This is a genomic window from Kaistia adipata DSM 17808, from assembly GCF_000423225.1.
GTDB lineage: Bacteria > Pseudomonadota > Alphaproteobacteria > Rhizobiales > Kaistiaceae > Kaistia > Kaistia adipata.
Genome location: NZ_KE383992.1, coordinates 183,570 through 199,582, shown reverse-complemented (window position 1 = coordinate 199,582; position 16,013 = coordinate 183,570). Strand labels below are relative to the sequence as shown.

Below are 16,013 nucleotides of genomic sequence, written 5' to 3'. Positions count from 1 at the left end.
TCTTGGCCCCAGGCGATTCAATTAGGCTATGGGACCGGCTGCCCCGCGGCGCCATGCCCCCCTCATGTGGCGCGGAAACTACAAGCTTTCCAGTGTGGGGCGCAATACGTATGAACGTCTGCTGATTGAGACGTTTTGACACCGTCATGTCGTCATGGTGGTGAAATCAAGGAAAATCCGATGAGTTCTGCCGCCGAGGCCCTCGTCCTTATCCCCGCCCGCATGGCCGCGACGCGGCTGCCGGGCAAGCCGCTTGCTGGCATCAACGGCGTGCCGATGATCGTGCATGTCTGGCGGCGCGCGACCGAGGCGCGGATCGGACCGGTGGTTGTGGCGACGGATGATGCCGCCATCGCGGAGGCCGTTCGCGGCGCCGGCGGCGAGGCGGTGATGACGCGCGCCGACCATGCCAATGGCTCGTCGCGCATCCACGAGGCGGTGCGGCTGCTCGATTCGGCCGGCCGCTACGACGTCATCGTCAACGTGCAGGGCGACCTGCCGACGATCGAGCCGGCCTCGGTCGCCGCCTGCTTCGCGCCGCTCGCCGATCCCGCCGTCGACATCGCGACCATCGCGGCGGTGATCGATCGCGACGAGGACCGCACCAACGAGAACGTCGTCAAGGTGGTCGGCACGCCGCTCGCGGCGGACCGGCTGCGCGCCCTCTATTTCACCCGCGCCACCGCGCCCTGGGGACCAGGGCCGCTGCTGCACCATATCGGGCTCTACGCCTATCGCCGCGCCGCTCTCGACCGCTATGTCGCCCTGCCGCCCTCGGCCCTGGAGCAGCGCGAGAAGCTCGAGCAGTTGCGCGCGCTGGAAGCCGGCATGCGAATCGACGTCGCGCTCGTTGACGCCGTGCCGCTCGGTGTCGATACTCCCGCCGACCTTGAAAGGGCGCGCAGTCTGCTCGCCGCCCCGCGTCACGCCGGCTGACCGGCGGCGAACCTGAACAGAAGTCTCAGCCCCATGAAGAAGATCGTGTTCCAGGGCGAACCTGGCGCCAATTCCCACATCGCCTGCGCCGACGTCTATCCCGAGTACGAGGCCGTCCCGGCCCCGACCTTCGAGGATTGCTTCCAGGCCATGGCGCGCGGCGAGGTCGACCTCGCCATGATCCCGATCGAGAATTCGCTCGCGGGCCGCGTCGCCGACATCCATCACCTGCTGCCGGATTCCGGCCTCAACATCATCGGCGAGTACTTCCTGCCGATTCGCTTCCAGCTGATGGCGCTGAAGGGCGCGACGCTGCAGTCGATCAAGACGGTGGAGAGCCATGTCCACGCGCTCGGCCAGTGCCGCCGCATCATGCGCGAGCATGGCTATCGGGCGATCGTCGCCGGCGACACGGCGGGCGCCGCGCGCATCATCTCCGAATCGGGCGACCTGACGCGGGCCGCGCTCGCGCCGCGCTTCGCCGCCGAGATCTACGGGCTCGACATCCTTGCCGAGAATGTCGAGGACGCCGCCCACAACACCACGCGCTTCGTCATCCTGTCGCGCGAGCCGCAGCCGGCCGCGCATGGCGCCGGGCCGGTGGTCACGACCTTCGTCTTCCGGGTGCGCAACATTCCGGCGGCGCTCTACAAGGCGCTCGGCGGCTTCGCCACCAACGGCATCAACATGACCAAGCTCGAGAGCTACCAGCTCGACGGCCGCTTCTCGGCGACGCAGTTCTATGTCGACGTCGAGGGGCATCCGCAGGATGCGGGCCTCGCGCATGCGCTCGAGGAGCTCGCCTTCTTCTCGGCAGAACTGCGGATCCTCGGCGTCTATCCCGCCGCGGCCTTCCGCGCCGGCATCGTCGAGCCGCGCGACTGAGGCAAGGGTGGCCGGCGCTGGAGCGTTTTCGAGCGAAGTGGGTACCGGTTCGCGTGAAGAAAACCCGACCAACCGAATCGCTAAATGCTCTAGCCGGCCTCCGCCCAGGCGCGGATCAGCGTGTGGGCGATCGCCATGCGCGGCGGCGTCGACAGCCCGTCCGGATGCTCGCCGTCGAGCATGGCGAGCGTCTCCTCGCGCGAGAACCAGCGGCAGTCCTCGAGTTCTTCCGTATCGGGCACGATCTCGGTCGAGGTCGCCTCGGCGATGCAGCCGATCATCAGCGACATCGGGAACGGCCAGGGCTGGCTGGCGTGATAGGCGACCCGGCCGACCTTGATGCCGGCCTCTTCCTGGATCTCGCGGCGGACCGCGTCCTCGATCGTCTCGCCCGGCTCGACGAAGCCGGCGAGGCAGGAATAGGTGCCGGGCGCGAATCGCGCCTGCCGGCCCATCAGGCAGCGATCGCCGTCGACGGCCAGCATGATCGCCACCGGATCGGTGCGCGGAAACGCCTGCATTTCGCAGTTCGGGCAATCGCGCCGATAGCCGCCCAGCGCCATGCTGGAGCGGGTGCCGCAGCGGCCGCAGAAACGGTTCGCCGCATGCCAGTGCAGGAGGGCGCGGGCCTGTGCCAGCGCGCCGAGCGCCGCGGGCTCGACCGTATCGGAGAGGATGCCGCCCGAGAAGGCGTTGATCGCCAGCGTCCGGAGCGGCACGGCGTGGAAGGCGTCGACGTCGAAGGAGGTGTCGCTGCCGACGAGGGCCGCGATACGGGGCGCCGAACCCTCCCAGCCGAGCAGGATGGCGTCGTCCATCGCCGCGCCGAGCGCCCTCGCTTCCTTCAGCGTGAACAGGCTTTCCGTTACGCCGCCCGCCCGCATCATCGCCTCGTCGCCGCGCAGCAGAAGGACGCGCGCGCTCGGATCGGCGACGGCCGCGGCAAAGGTGGATTCGTTGCGCGCCTCGCTGCGCCGGTCGAGCAGATTGCCGGAAAAGCCGACGGTCGTGCTGGGCTCGACGGATGGCAAGCGATCGAAAAAGGTACGGGCCATGGTGCTGCTGCGGTGTGCGGTGAAGGCGGCCGGCGGGCGCCGACTCGAAGGGAATCCGTTGATTACGCCACAGAGGCCCCGGTCGCGATAGCCCCGATCGCGCTTCGGGCTTGCCATTTCGATCGGGAACGACGATATGTCTCCGCGGGAGGTTGGTGGTGGACGAGCCACTCGCCAACCGGGTCAGGTCCGGAAGGAAGCAGCCCCAACGAGCCACGGCACGGGTCGCGTGCCAGCCTCCCACCTTTTCCCCAGCCCCTGGATGTCGAGCCGGGCGCGCCCCGCAGGGTGTGCTAAGGTCGCCGGGGCTTGCCCGCGAGGGCGCGGGTTGGGCGCGAAACGGTACAGGGACGGCAGCGGGATACGCATGGACGGCGGCGAAGTTTCCAGCACCCCCGGCGGCGGCGCGAACGGCGCCTACCGCGTTCTGGCGCGCAAATACCGGCCCCGGAGCTTCGACGACCTCGTCGGCCAGGAGCCGATGGTCCGTACCCTCAAGAACGCCTTCGAGACTGGCCGCATCGCGCAGGCCTACATGCTCACCGGCGTCCGCGGCGTCGGCAAGACGACGACGGCGCGCATTCTCGCGCGCGGCCTCAACTATTCGATCCCCGGCAAGATCGACCGACCGACCATCGACATGCCGGAGCTCGGCGTGCATTGCGCCGAGATCATGGAAGGGCGCCATGTCGACGTGCTCGAGATGGACGCGGCGTCGAACAACGGCATCGACAATATCCGCGAGATCATCGAGGCCGTGCGCTACAAGCCGGTTTCGGCGCGCTACAAGGTCTACATCCTCGACGAAGTGCACATGCTGTCCGGCGCGGCCTTCAACGGCCTGCTGAAGACGCTCGAGGAGCCGCCCGAGCATGTGAAGTTCATCTTCGCGACGACCGAGATCCGCAAGGTTCCGGTCACCGTGCTGTCGCGCTGCCAGCGCTTCGACCTCCGGCGCATCGAATCCGACCGGCTGATCGGCCTGTTGCGCTCGATCACTGAGCGCGAGCAGGTGGCGATCGGCGACGACGCGCTCGCCATGATCGCCCGCGCCGCCGAGGGGTCTGCGCGCGATTCGCTCTCGCTGCTCGACCAGGCGATCGCGCATGGCGCCGGCACGATCACGGCCGAGGACGTGCGCGGCATGCTGGGCCTCGCGGATCGCGCCCGCGTCATCGACCTGTTCGAGGCGGTGATGGGCGGCCGTATCGCCGACGCGCTCGCCCTGCTCAAGGAACAATACGACATCGGCGCGGATCCGGCCGTGGTGCTGCAGGATCTCGCCGCCTTCACCCATGCCGTGACCCGCTTCAAGGTCGTGCCGGATTCCGGCGAGGACGCCGCCCTGCCGCAGGACGAGCGGACGCGGGGCAGGGCGCTTGCCGAGACCGTGCCGCTCCGGGTGCTGGCGCGCGCCTGGCAGATGCTCTTGAAGGGCATCGAGGAAGTATCGAGCTCCAACCGGCCGCTCGCCGCCGCCGACATGGTGCTGATCCGTATCGCCCACACCGCCGACCTGCCGACGCCGGACGAGGCGCTGCGCCTCCTGAAGAGCGGCAATTTCGCCGGCGGATCCGCAGGCGGCGGCGCGCCGCAGATTTCCGGCCCGTCGGGTTCGTCGCAGCCCCAGGCGATTCAGGGCGCTGGCCCCGTCGGCCAGATGCGCACCACGATGAGTGCGGCCTCGGCGCCGATGATGATGGCGCAGCCGGCCGGCGTGCCGCTTGCCAAGGCAGAGCCGGCGGTCCGCTTCCAGCGTTTCGAGGATCTCGTCGCCTATGTCGGGCTGAAGCGCGACATCCCGCTGAAGCTCTCGCTCGAGCAGCAGGTGAAGCCGATCCGTTTCGAGCCCGGCGTCCTGGAGTTCGAGCCGACCTCCGATGCGCCGCGCACGCTGGCGCAGGAGCTCGGGCGCAAGCTGTCCGACTGGACCGGCGAGCGTTGGGTGGTTGCGCTCGGCAAGGGCGCGACCGAGCCGACCATTGCCGAGGCGCGCACCATGGCACGCGACAAGGCGCGCTCGGACGCAGCGGCCGATCCGCTGGTTGCCGCCGTGCTGACGCGCTTCCCCGGCGCCAAGATCGTCGACATCCAGATCCGCGGCGGCGAGGAAGACCTCGGCCTGCCGCCAGCTTCCGTGCCCGTCGAGAATCCCGACGAAGCGCCCGATCCCGACGAAGACTGATTATTCGCAACGATTTCCGAACTGAAGGAGCAATCCCATGCGCGACATTCTCGGCATGATGAGCAAGGCCAAGGAACTGCAGTCGAAGATGCAGGACATGCAGGCCGAAGTCGCCAATATCGAGGTCGAGGGTTCGTCGGGCGCGGGCCTCGTCAAGGTCGTGATGACCGCCAAGGGCGACCTGCGCAAGCTTTCCATCGATCCCTCGCTCCTGAAGCCGGAAGATGTCGAGATCCTCGAGGACCTGATCACCGCCGCCCATGCCGATGCGCGCGCCAAGGCCGAGCGCACCATGGCGGAGAAGATGCAGGAAATGACGAGCGGCCTCGGCCTGCCGGCCGGCCTGAAGCTGCCGTTCTAAAAAAGCGCGCCGCAGCAACATAGAGAGTGTCGATGGCCCGCAGCACTGCCGGTCCCGAAATCGAACGCCTGATCCAGCTGCTCGCGCGGTTGCCCGGGCTCGGGCCGCGTTCGGCCCGGCGCGCCGCGCTGGCGCTGGTCAAGAAGAAGGACCAGCTGCTGGTGCCGCTCGCCGGCGCGATGACGGTGGCGGCCGAGCGGATCCTGACCTGCTCGACCTGCGGCAACATCGATACCTCGGATCCCTGCACCATCTGCTGCGATCCGGCGCGCGACGCGAAGACGATCGTCGTCGTCGAGGACGTGTCGGATCTCTGGGCGCTGGAGCGGGCCGGCGCGATCAAGGCGCGCTACCACGTGCTCGGCGGCACGCTGTCGCCGCTCGACGGCGTCGGTCCGGAGGACCTGAACATCGACAGCCTGGTCGCGCGCTGCTCGACTGGCGAGGTGGCCGAGGTGATCCTCGCGGTCAACGCCACCGTCGATGGCCAGACCACCGCGCATGTCATCACCGACCGCTTGACCGGCACGCCGGTCAAGGTCTCGCGCCTTGCCCATGGCGTGCCCGTGGGCGGTGAACTCGATTATCTCGACGAGGGGACCTTGGCGGCCGCGATCCGCGCCCGCACGCCCTTCTGATCCAGTCCGTACGGAGAGCCTTTGTCGATGGAACAGCCAGCCGCCACGATTCTTCTGGATGCCCACCGCTTCTGGTTCCAGGAACTGATCGCCGGCATCGACGCGCCGGCGGAGCAGGTGAGGGTCTGGTTCTCGCGCCATGACGGCACTGACGAGGCCTGCCGCGTGCGCTTCGGCGATCATCTCGACGCCGTCGCCGAGACGGACTGGCCGTTCGAGACGATGCCGCCGGCGGCTGGCATCGGTATCGTCCTCTTCCTCGACCAGTTTCCGCGCAATCTGTTCCGCGAGGACGGCCGCGCCTTCGCCTATGACGCGCGGGCCCGCGCCGCCGCGCGTCGCCTGATCGAGGGCGGTGTCGAGCGCTTCACGCCGATGGAGCGTGTCTTCCTCTACCTGCCCTTCGAGCACGGCGAGGATCTCGCCGACCAGGACTATTCGGTCGCCCTCTACGAGGCGCTGCTCGCCGAGGTGCCGGAGGCGGAGAAGGCGACCTACGCCTCCTTCCTCGATTATGCCGAGAAGCATCGCGATGTGATCCGCCGCTTCGGCCGCTTTCCGCACCGCAACGCCGATCTCGGCCGCGCCTCGACGCCGGAAGAGCTCGAATTCCTCAAGGACGGGCGCGGCTACTGACGCGCCACCGGGAGCGGATCGTCGGGATCGCAGCAAAGCCGAACTGGCCGGCGAGGCCGAGCAGGCCGGGCCAGGTCGCATAAGCCGCCAGCTGATCGGCCACGGGCCGGCCGAAACCGAACCGCCCGAGCGCGAACTCGGCGGCGAAGAGCAGAAACAGGGCGACGACGCCCATGCCGATATCGGCGCCGTGTCGCGCCGTGACCTGCGAGCGCCGGAGAATTCGGCCGCATACGACCCAGGCCGCGGCAAGCATGATGGGCAGCTCCAGCGCAACCGCCGCCAAGGCGCCGATCCGGGGCTCAAGCCCCAGAACCCGGACCGCACCAAGCCCGAATCCGATCGCGAAGACGGCCAGGAAGTAGATCGCTCCGGACCGGATCGGACCCATGGACGCTATTGCCCGGCCAAAAGATCCGGCTGGCGGTCATAGGCAGGCGAGCCTTCGTCGCCGAACTCCAGCGCCTCGATCTTCGCCCCGCGCGCCGTCAGCTTGCGCGTCGAGACCAGGATGTCGTCGATATCCTTCGATGCCTGGTCGAAATGGGTCTTCAGCTTGCGGACGCGCTCGTCGACCCGGCCGACATCCTCCATCAGCTTCATCACCTCGCCCTGGATCAGATGCGCCTGCTCGCGCATGCCGGCGTCCTTGAGCACCGACTGGATCACCTGGATCGAGAGCATCAGCAGCGAGGGCGAGACGATGACGATCCTTAGCCGGTGCGCCGTCTGGACGAGATCCTCGAAGCGCTCGTGGATGTCGGCGAAGATCGATTCCGAGGGCACGAACATGAAGGCCGTGTCCTGCGTCTCGCCGGGGATCAGGTAGCGCTCGGCGATGTCCTTCAGGTGCTTGACGACGTCGCGGCGGAACTGGGCTTCCGCGGCCCGTGCGTCGCCGTCGGCGGCGCGGATCGCGTTCCAGGCCTCGAGCGGGAACTTGGCGTCGACGACGAGGCCGGCCGCGTCGTTCGGGAAGGCGATGACGCAGTCGGGCCGGTTGCCGTTCGAGAGCGTCGCCTGGAACTGGTAGCCGCCGATTGGCAGGCCATCCTGCACAATCGCCTCCATCCGAGCCTGGCCGAAGGCGCCGCGCGTCTGCTTGTTGGCGAGGATGTGCTGCAGCCCGACCACCTGGCTCGAAAGCTCGGTGAGGTTGCGCTGCGCCGTGTCGATCACCGCCAGGCGCTCGTTCAGCCGGGCGAGGTTTTCGTGCGTATGGCGGGTCGATTCGACCATGCTCTGGCCGATACGGTGGCCGAGCCCGTCCATGCGGTTTGATAGCCCCTGCAGCAGCTCAGACTGGCGCGAGCCGAATACCTCGGCCATGGTCTGCATCCGGCCTGTCATCTCGCTCTGGATGCGGACGAGCTCCGCGATGCGGCGCTCGAACTCGTCGCCCTGGATCGCCTGGTCCGTCTCCGCCAGCGCCCGCCGGCGGGCGCTGCGCATCTGCACCAGCAGCATCATGAAGAGCAGCATCAGGCCGAGCGCGATCGCTGCCAGAAGGAGCATGGCGACGGTGATCGGCCTGTCGCCGAGGATGAAGAGAGCGTCCTGCATGCGCCCTTCATAGCAGATTCGGGCGCGGAGAGGAGATCAAAACGAGAACATGCCGGCGGTGCGCGGCGGGCCGGGACATCATTCCACGTTGACCGTCTCGGCCGCATCTCTTATCTGAAACGGCTCAAACCGAGGTTTTCATGGCTCTTCTCGACATCATCACCCTGCCGGACGCGAAGCTGAGGCTCGTCAGCGAGCCGGTCGAGCGCATCGACGACGAACTTCTGCGCTTCATGGACGACATGCTGGAGACGATGTACGAGGCGCCGGGCATCGGCCTCGCGGCGATCCAGGTCGGCGTGCCGCGCCGCGTCGTCACCATCGACGTGTCCGGTCGCGAGGAGGGCAGCAAGCCCGCGCCGCTGTTCCTGATCAATCCCGAGATCCTGACCTCCTCCGACGAGCGCTCGGTCTACGAGGAAGGCTGCCTGTCGATCCCGGACTATTACGCCGAGGTCGAGCGCCCCGCTTCCGTCCGCATCCGCTATCTCGATCGCGACGGCAAGCTGCAGGAGATCGACGCGGACGACATCCTCGCCACCTGCGTGCAGCACGAGATCGACCATCTCGATGGCAAGCTTTTCATCGACTACCTGTCGCGGCTGAAGCGCGACATGGTGATCAAGAAGTTCGTCAAGGCCGCCAAGACCGGCGTCCGGCCGGAGTTCAAGTCGCACACCCCCGACGAGATGTGAGGCGGATATGAGCCTCCGCGTCGTCTTCATGGGCACGCCCGAATTCGCTGTGCCCACGCTGGTCGAGATCATCGGTCAGGGCCACGAGGTCGTTGCCGTCTACACGCAGCCGCCGCGTCCGGCCGGCCGCGGCATGGCCGAGCGCAAGTCGCCCGTGCACGAGACGGCGGAGCGCTTCGGCATTCCCGTCTTCACGCCGAAATCGCTGAAGGGCGCCGACGAGCAGGAGGCCTTCGCCGGTCTCGATGCCGACGTCGCGGTGGTGGTCGCCTATGGGCTAATCCTGCCGCAGGCGATCCTCGACGCGCCGCGCGAGGGCTGCCTCAACCTGCATGCCTCGCTGCTGCCGCGCTGGCGCGGCGCCGCGCCGATCCATCGCGCCATCATGGCCGGCGATGCGGAGACCGGCGTGATGGTCATGCGCATGGAGACCGGGCTCGACACCGGGCCCGTCGCCATGGTCGAGAAGATTGCGATCGCCCCCGACATCACCACCGGTGACCTGCACGACAAGCTGGCGCGGCTCGGCGCCGATTTGATGGTGCGGGCGCTCGCCGCCGCCTCGCGCGGCGGCCTCGACAGCGTGCCGCAGGCGGAGGAGGGCGTCACCTACGCCGCCAAGATCGACAAGGGCGAGGCGCGGATCGACTGGACGTTGCCGGCGAGCCGAGTGCACGACCACATTCGCGGCCTGTCGCCCTTTCCCGGCGCCTGGTGCGAGATGACGCTCGGCGGCAAGGCCGAGCGGGTCAAGGTGCTGCGTTCGACGCGCGCGGAAGGCTCCGGCGCTCCCGGCACGGTGCTCGACGACCAGCTGACGATTGCCTGCGGCGACGGCGCGGTCCGGCTCGTCGAGGTGCAGCGTGCCGGCGGCAAGCCGCTGCGCGCCGGCGAGTTCCTGCGCGGCGCGGCGGTTGCGCCGGGCGACGTCGTCGGCTAGAGCCGTTTCATCGTTTCGGTGAAACGAAGAACGGCTCCAGCTCTTCGTTTGATCGCGTTTTCTTCACGCGAACCGGCATTCACTTCGCTCGAAAACGCTCCAGGCCGGCCATGCCCCGCTACAAGCTCCTGATCGAATATGACGGCGTTCCCTATGCCGGCTGGCAGCGCCAGGCCAACGCGCCTTCGGTGCAGCAGTCGCTGGAGGAGGCGATCCTGCGCTTTTCCGGCGAGACGGTGTCGACGCGCGGCGCCGGCCGCACCGATGCCGGCGTGCACGCGACCGGCCAGGTGATGCATTTCGATCTGACCGGCAAATGGGCCGGCCTGCGCATCCGCGACGCGATGAACGCGCAATTGCGGCCGGAGCCGATCGCCGTGATCGAGGCCGAGCCGGTACCGGACGATTTCGACGCGCGCCGCTCGGCGGTGAAGCGACACTACATCTACCGCGTGCTCGATCGCCGCGCGCCGGCGGCGCTGGAAATCAACCGCGTCTGGGACGTGCGCAAGCGCCTCGACATCGACGCGATGCAGGAGGCGGCGAACCTTCTGCTCGGCTGGCATGATTTCACGACGTTCCGCTCGGCCGACTGCCAGGCGAAGAGCCCGATGAAGACGCTGGACCGGCTGGAGATCACCCGCGAGGGCGACCATGTGCTGTTCGGCGTCTCGGCCCGCTCCTTCCTGCACAACCAGGTCCGCTCCATGGTCGGCACGCTGAAGAAGGTCGGCGAGGGCAAGTGGCCGGCGGCGCGCGTCGGCGAGGTGCTGGAGGCGCGCGACCGCAAGGCCTGCGGCCCGGTGGCGCCGCCGGGCGGGCTCTACCTTGTCAAGGTCGACTACGGCTCAACCGCCGAACAGGCGACTGAAGACGCCGGAGAGGATGAGGCTTAACGCCAGGTCGGCGCCGACCAGTCCGGCGCGGAAGGCGGGCGAGCCGCCGAGCGTCGCGCCGACGATCTGGTAGTGATAGCGCAGCATGACGCCGATGACGGCCAGCGACAGGATCGCGGCGAATTCGAGCGGCAGCAGGCCGAGCCCGGCGAGCAGCGCGATCAGCGCCTGCGGCGCCGACATGACGACCGACGCCCAGTTGCGCACGACGATGTAGGACGCGTAGCTGCGGACGATGCCGAGGTTTTTGGCGAAGGCCGCGAGCAGCAGCGGCATCATCACCCAGTCCAGCCCGAGATCGAGCAGCCGCGACAGCACGAAGACCAAATCCGACGGCCCCGTGACCATCACGTCCGGCGGTCGCAGCCGGTGCTCGACGGCGACGTTGATGGCGAAGAACGGCAGGATGTAGAGGATCGCGCCGAAGGACCGCCAGAAGCCGTCTAGGCTGAAGTCGAAGCGCTGCAGCCCTTCGCGCCGGCCGAGAAAAAACTCCAGCGCACCGATCAGCGCGCTGGACGACTGGGGGCTGATCATCCGGCCGACGCCTTATCCGAAATACTGATCGAGAAAGCCGCGATAGATGTTCGTGAGCGCCGCGAGATCGTCAAGAGCGACGCGCTCGTCGACCTGGTGCATCGTCTGGCCGACGAGGCCGAATTCGACGACCGGGCAGTAGTCCTTGATGAAGCGCGCGTCGGACGTGCCGCCGCTGGTCGAAAGCGCCGGCTTGCGGCCGGTCACCCGTTCGATCGCCTCTGTCAGGGTGCCGATCAGCTTCTCCGAATGGGTGAGGAAGGACTCGCTGCCACCCGGCTCGAGCAGCAGTTCGAAATCGATCGAATTGCCGGCCGCTTCCTCGAGGCGGTTCATCAGCCAGGCTTCCAGCGTCGCCCGCGTCCACTGGTCGTTGAAGCGGATGTTGAAGCGGGCGCGCGCCTCGGCGGGAATCACGTTCCACGCGCTGTTGTCGACGGAGAGCCCGACGAATTCGAGGTTCGAGGCGTCGAAGCGCTCGCTGCCGGTGTCGAGCCCCTCGGCGGTCAGCCGGCGGATCAGCGTCGTCAGCTGCGGGATCGGGTTCTGCGCCAGGTGCGGGTAGGCAACGTGGCCCTGCCGGCCGTTGACGATGACCGTGCCCGAGAGACTACCGCGCCGGCCGACCTTGATGGCGTCGCCAATGCGCTCCGGATTGGTCGGTTCGCCGACGATCGACGCGTCGAAGCGATGGCCCCGCTCCGCCGCCCAGGCGAGCAGCTTGGAGGTGCCGTTGATCGAGGGGCCTTCCTCGTCGCCGGTGATCAGCAGCGAGATCGTGCCCTGCCTGTGCCCGCCTTCGGCGAGGAAATCGAGCGCCGCCGCGACGAAGGCGGCGATGCCGCCCTTCATGTCGACGGCGCCACGGCCATAGAGTTCGCCCTCGGCGATGTCGCCGTCGAACGGGCCATGGCTCCAGCGCGCGGCGTCACCGGGCGGCACCACGTCGGTGTGGCCGGCGAAGACGAAGTGCGGTGCGCCCGTGCCGATGGTGGCGAACAGGTTTTCGACGTCCGGCGTGCCCGCCTCGGAGAAGACCGGGCGCTCGACGGCGAAGCCGGCCTCGGTGAGGACGCTCTCCAGATAGGCGAGCGCCCCGCCTTCCGCAGGCGTTACCGACGGGCAGCGGATGAGGTCTTGCAGGATGCGGACGGGATCGCTGGCCATGGTGACGGGTCCCGGATCAGTCGCGCAGCAGCTCGTTCACGCTGGTCTTCGAGCGGGTCTTGGCGTCGACCTTCTTGACGATGACGGCGCAGTAGAGCGACGGGCCCGGCTGGCCGTTCGGCAGCGTCTTGCCGGGCATCGAGCCGGAGACGACGACGGAGTAGGGCGGCACGCGGCCCATGTGGACCTCGCCCGTCTCGCGGTCGACGATCTTGGTCGAGGCGCCGATGAACACGCCCATCGAGATGACCGAGCCCTCGCCGACGATGACGCCCTCGACGACCTCGGAGCGGGCGCCGATGAAGCAATTGTCCTCGATGATGGTGGGGCTCGCCTGCAGCGGCTCGAGCACGCCGCCGATGCCGGCGCCGCCCGAGAGATGCACGTTCTTGCCGATCTGGGCGCAGGAGCCGACCGTCGCCCAAGTGTCGACCATGGTACCGCTGTCGACATAGGCGCCGAGATTGACGAAGGACGGCATCAGGATGACGTTCGGCGCGATGAAGGCCGAGCGGCGGACGATCGCGCCCGGAACGGCGCGGAAGCCGGCCTGGCCGAATTCGTCCGCGCCCCAGCCCTCGAACTTGGTCGGCACCTTGTCCCACCAGGACGAGCCGCCCGGCGCGCCGGAGATGGGCGCCATGTCGTTCAGGCGGAAGGAGAGCAGCACCGCCTTCTTGAGCCAGTCATTGACGACCCAGTCGCCGTCGATCTTCTCGGCGACGCGCGCCTCGCCCTTGTCGAGCAGGGCGAGCACGGTCTCGACGGTCGAGCGGACGGCGCCCTGCGTCGCGGTGCTGATGTTGGCGCGATCCTCGAAAGCGGCTTCGACGGTGGTCCGGAGGGCGGCGAGGTCGTGCGTGGTCATCATCTATCCCTGGAATTGGATTTCGGCCGGGGGAGGCGTGGCCGTATCGGTTCGGCCGGGACGATATCGGGCACTGCCGGGAAGTCAACGCGCAAGGCGCGGCGCTGCCGGTTTTTCGCCGTGCGCTACTGCCTGCGGGTGGCTTCCGAATCACTGGGCGCCGCCGCCGCATCGGCGGTCGGGCTCGGGGCGCGGCATGGGCGGTCCTCGGGCCGGAGCCAGCCTGGCGTGGCCGACCGGCCATGGCCGGCGTGGCGAAGGGCCCGTCAGGCGCGCGGGTTGAGTCGGCCGAGGAAGGCGCCGAGATCGTCGGTGAGATGGTCGATATGCGCCGTGCTGGCTGTCGTCTCCCAGCTCTCGGCCGGGACGGTGCTCTCGCCGCGCGGCACCACCAGCACCGTCGCCATGCCGAGCGCCTTCGGCACTTCGAGGTTGCGCGGCAGGTCCTCGAACATCACCGCGCTGGTCGGGTCGATCGCGTTCTCGCCGAGGAAGCGGCGATAGGTGTCCGGATGCGGCTTGGGCAGGAAATCGGCGCGGATGATGTCGAAGATGTCTTCGAACTGATCGCCGAGGCCGATACGGGCCATGATGCGCTCGGCATGGCTGCGCGAGCCATTGGTGAGCACGAAGCGGCGGCCGGGCAGGCGCTCGATCGCCGCGACGAGCGCCGGATCGGGCGCGAGCGGCGAATGGTCGATGTCGTGCACGAAATCGAGAAAGGCGTCTGGCGAGATGCCCTGCTCGACGATCAGGCCGCGCAGGGTCGTGCCGTGGCGACGGTAGTAGTCGCGCCGAACGGCGACCGCCTCTTCGGGCGAGATCGAGAAATGGCGCTCGAGATAGAGCTGGATGCGGGCGCCGACCTGGTCGAACACGCCCGTGTGCTTCGGATAGAGCGTGTCGTCGAGATCGAAGACCCAGGAGCGAATGTCGGCGAGGCTTTCCAGCGTCGCCGGCATGGGCTTGTCCCGGGTCGTCGCGTCCGTCATCAGCGCTTGATCAGCGTGCCGGCGCCGCGCTCGGTGAAGAGCTCGAGCAGCACGGCATGCGGGGTCTTGCCATCGAGGATGACGACGCCCTCGACGCCACGGTCGAGCGCCTCGATGCAGGTCTCGACCTTCGGGATCATGCCGCCGGAGATGGTGCCGTCGGCGATCATCGCGCGGGCCTCGGCGACGGAGAGTTCCTTGATCAGCTGCTTGTTGCGGTCGAGCACGCCGGGAACGTCGGTCAGGAACAGCAGGCGGCTGGCGTCGAGCGCGCCGGCGATGGCGCCGGCGAAGGTGTCGGCGTTGACGTTGTAGGTCTCGCCGTCCTCGCCCGCGCAGACCGGCGCGAGCACGGGGATGATCTCGGACTTGGCCAGCACTTCGAGCACTTCGGTGCGGACGCGGGTCGGCTCGCCGACGAAGCCGAGGTCGACGACCTTCTCGATGTTCGAATCGGGATCGACGACGGTGCGCGACAGACGCCGCACCGTGACCATGTTGCCGTCCTTGCCGGTCAGGCCGATGGCGCGTCCGCCCGCCTCGGTGATCGTCTGCACGATCTCCTTGTTGATCGAGCCGGCCAGCACCATCTCGACGACCTCGACGGTCGCCTTGTCGGTGATGCGCATGCCGCCGGCCCATTCGGACTTGATGCCGAGCCGGTTCAGCATGGCGTTGATCTGCGGCCCGCCGCCATGCACGACGACGGGATTGATGCCGGCGAGCTTCAGCAGCGTGATGTCCTCGGCGAAGGCCTTGCCGAGCTCTTCCGAGCCCATGGCATTGCCGCCGAACTTCACGACGACCGTCTTCTCGTCATAGCGCAGCATGTAGGGCAGCGCCGTGGCAATGAGACGCGCCGTCAGCTCGGGGTCGGTGCTGTCCTCCAGCCGCATATCCATCTCAAATCTCCGCTCCGCTCAAAGGCAGGGCTCTATAGCGATTCTGGGGTGGCGGAACAATGACGACGATAGGTTCGCCGCTCGGGCCGACGAAAAGGTCGTCAGCTTGCGAGCTGGGCGATCTCGGCGCGGAGCAGATCCATGCCCTCGCCGGTTTCGGAAGAGGTGGCGATGATGGTCGGGAAGGCGGCGGGACGCTTGGCGATCGCCGCTTCCGTCGCGGCGCGGACCTTGGCCAGTTCGCCGGTCTTCAGCTTGTCGACCTTGGTCAGCACGATCTGGTACGAGACCGCGGTCTGGTCGAGCAGGTCGAGCGTCAGCTTGTCGTTCGCCTTCAGCCCATGGCGCGAATCAATCAGCACATACACGCGACGCAGGCTGACCCGGCCGCGCAGATAGTCCTTGATCAGCCGGTTCCACGCATCGACGAGCTTCTTCGGCGCCTCGGCATAGCCGTAGCCCGGCATGTCGACGATCGACAGGCCGCTGTTGGAGGTGAAGAAGTTCAGCTCCTGGGTGCGGCCCGGCGTGTTCGAGGTGCGCGCCAGCCCGATACGGTTGGTCAGCGCGTTGATCAGCGATGACTTGCCGACGTTCGAGCGGCCGGAGAAGGCGATCTCGGCCGGACCGATCGGCGGCAGGATCTCGATCGACGGGACGCTCATCACGAAGTCCCAGGGCTTGGCGAAGAAGAGCCGGCCGCGCTCGAGGCGGTCGATCTCTTCCTGGTCGATTTCGGGCATGGCTCAGCCTCGTT

18 protein-coding genes and 1 other RNA gene are annotated in these 16,013 nt (G+C 68.0%); 10 read left to right on the top strand and 9 right to left on the bottom strand.

Features of this window, described 5'->3' with window-relative positions; all coding sequences use genetic code 11:
• Positions 1 to 180 precede the first annotated feature (180 nt).
• Positions 181 to 936, top strand: a complete 756-nt coding sequence (locus G539_RS0121150; RefSeq protein ID WP_029076975.1) for a 3-deoxy-manno-octulosonate cytidylyltransferase — start codon at positions 181 to 183, stop codon at positions 934 to 936.
• 33 nt (positions 937 to 969) lie between these two features.
• Entirely contained in the window at positions 970 to 1,821 is an 852-nt protein-coding gene (locus G539_RS0121145; RefSeq protein ID WP_029076974.1) for a prephenate dehydratase, read from the top strand.
• Between the two features lie 89 nt (positions 1,822 to 1,910).
• Here the strand turns inward: G539_RS0121145 and nudC are convergent, their stop codons facing one another.
• Positions 1,911 to 2,876: an NAD(+) diphosphatase gene (gene nudC / locus G539_RS0121140; protein WP_029076973.1), complete on the bottom strand. Its 966-nt coding sequence runs from the start codon at positions 2,874 to 2,876 to the stop codon at positions 1,911 to 1,913.
• Positions 2,877 to 3,026: 150 nt separating this feature from the next.
• On the opposite strand from nudC, the gene ffs reads away from it, so the two are divergent.
• The 5 genes from ffs to G539_RS0121120 all read left to right on the top strand — a co-directional run bounded on the left by ffs (position 3,027) and on the right by G539_RS0121120 (position 6,696).
• Positions 3,027 to 3,117, top strand: an RNA gene (gene ffs / locus G539_RS26835) — signal recognition particle sRNA small type.
• 126 nt (positions 3,118 to 3,243) lie between these two features.
• A complete protein-coding gene (locus tag G539_RS0121135) occupies positions 3,244 to 5,061 on the top strand; it encodes a DNA polymerase III subunit gamma/tau (RefSeq protein WP_029076972.1) in 1,818 nt (605 codons plus the stop codon).
• 37 nt (positions 5,062 to 5,098) lie between these two features.
• Positions 5,099 to 5,422, top strand: coding sequence for a YbaB/EbfC family nucleoid-associated protein (locus G539_RS0121130; RefSeq protein WP_029076971.1), 324 nt, complete (start codon positions 5,099 to 5,101; stop codon positions 5,420 to 5,422).
• Positions 5,423 to 5,454: 32 nt separating this feature from the next.
• On the top strand, positions 5,455 to 6,060 hold the full coding sequence (gene recR, locus G539_RS0121125) for a recombination mediator RecR (protein ID WP_029076970.1): 606 nt from the start codon (positions 5,455 to 5,457) through the stop codon (positions 6,058 to 6,060).
• Between the two features lie 27 nt (positions 6,061 to 6,087).
• Positions 6,088 to 6,696, top strand: coding sequence for a DUF924 family protein (locus tag G539_RS0121120; protein WP_051231882.1), 609 nt, complete (start codon positions 6,088 to 6,090; stop codon positions 6,694 to 6,696).
• Here the strand turns inward: G539_RS0121120 and G539_RS26425 are convergent.
• The gene (locus tag G539_RS26425; protein ID WP_051231880.1) at positions 6,674 to 7,087 is read right to left on the bottom strand and encodes a hypothetical protein; all 414 of its coding nucleotides are present in this window, start codon (positions 7,085 to 7,087) and stop codon (positions 6,674 to 6,676) included. The genes G539_RS0121120 and G539_RS26425 overlap by 23 nt on opposite strands.
• A gap of 5 nt (positions 7,088 to 7,092) precedes the next feature.
• Complete coding sequence (locus tag G539_RS0121110; protein WP_029076968.1) at positions 7,093 to 8,259, bottom strand: DNA recombination protein RmuC; 1,167 nt, start codon at positions 8,257 to 8,259, stop codon at positions 7,093 to 7,095.
• A gap of 140 nt (positions 8,260 to 8,399) precedes the next feature.
• On the opposite strand from G539_RS0121110, the gene def reads away from it, so the two are divergent.
• The 3 genes from def to truA all read left to right on the top strand — a co-directional run bounded on the left by def (position 8,400) and on the right by truA (position 10,790).
• Positions 8,400 to 8,954, top strand: coding sequence for a peptide deformylase (gene def, locus G539_RS0121105; RefSeq protein ID WP_029076967.1), 555 nt, complete (start codon positions 8,400 to 8,402; stop codon positions 8,952 to 8,954).
• 7 nt (positions 8,955 to 8,961) lie between these two features.
• A complete protein-coding gene (fmt, locus tag G539_RS0121100) occupies positions 8,962 to 9,894 on the top strand; it encodes a methionyl-tRNA formyltransferase (protein ID WP_029076966.1) in 933 nt (310 codons plus the stop codon).
• Positions 9,895 to 10,004: 110 nt separating this feature from the next.
• Entirely contained in the window at positions 10,005 to 10,790 is a 786-nt protein-coding gene (gene truA / locus G539_RS0121095) for a tRNA pseudouridine(38-40) synthase TruA (RefSeq protein WP_029076965.1), read from the top strand.
• Here the strand turns inward: truA and G539_RS26420 are convergent.
• The 6 genes from G539_RS26420 to yihA form a co-directional block, all read right to left on the bottom strand.
• On the bottom strand, positions 10,743 to 11,327 hold the full coding sequence (locus G539_RS26420; RefSeq protein WP_051231878.1) for a hypothetical protein: 585 nt from the start codon (positions 11,325 to 11,327) through the stop codon (positions 10,743 to 10,745). The two genes, truA and G539_RS26420, sit on opposite strands and share 48 nt — an antisense overlap.
• Positions 11,328 to 11,339: 12 nt before the next feature.
• On the bottom strand, positions 11,340 to 12,494 hold the full coding sequence (gene dapE, locus G539_RS0121085) for a succinyl-diaminopimelate desuccinylase (RefSeq protein ID WP_029076964.1): 1,155 nt from the start codon (positions 12,492 to 12,494) through the stop codon (positions 11,340 to 11,342).
• Between the two features lie 16 nt (positions 12,495 to 12,510).
• Complete coding sequence (gene dapD, locus G539_RS0121080; protein ID WP_029076963.1) at positions 12,511 to 13,362, bottom strand: 2,3,4,5-tetrahydropyridine-2,6-dicarboxylate N-succinyltransferase; 852 nt, start codon at positions 13,360 to 13,362, stop codon at positions 12,511 to 12,513.
• 266 nt (positions 13,363 to 13,628) lie between these two features.
• Positions 13,629 to 14,354, bottom strand: a complete 726-nt coding sequence (locus G539_RS0121075; protein ID WP_156912090.1) for a pyrimidine 5'-nucleotidase — start codon at positions 14,352 to 14,354, stop codon at positions 13,629 to 13,631.
• On the bottom strand, positions 14,354 to 15,256 hold the full coding sequence (gene argB / locus G539_RS0121070; RefSeq protein ID WP_029076961.1) for an acetylglutamate kinase: 903 nt from the start codon (positions 15,254 to 15,256) through the stop codon (positions 14,354 to 14,356). Before argB ends, G539_RS0121075 begins: the two co-directional genes overlap by 1 nt.
• Positions 15,257 to 15,357: 101 nt before the next feature.
• Positions 15,358 to 15,999: a ribosome biogenesis GTP-binding protein YihA/YsxC gene (yihA, locus tag G539_RS0121065; RefSeq protein ID WP_029076960.1), complete on the bottom strand. Its 642-nt coding sequence runs from the start codon at positions 15,997 to 15,999 to the stop codon at positions 15,358 to 15,360.
• Positions 16,000 to 16,013 lie beyond the last annotated feature (14 nt).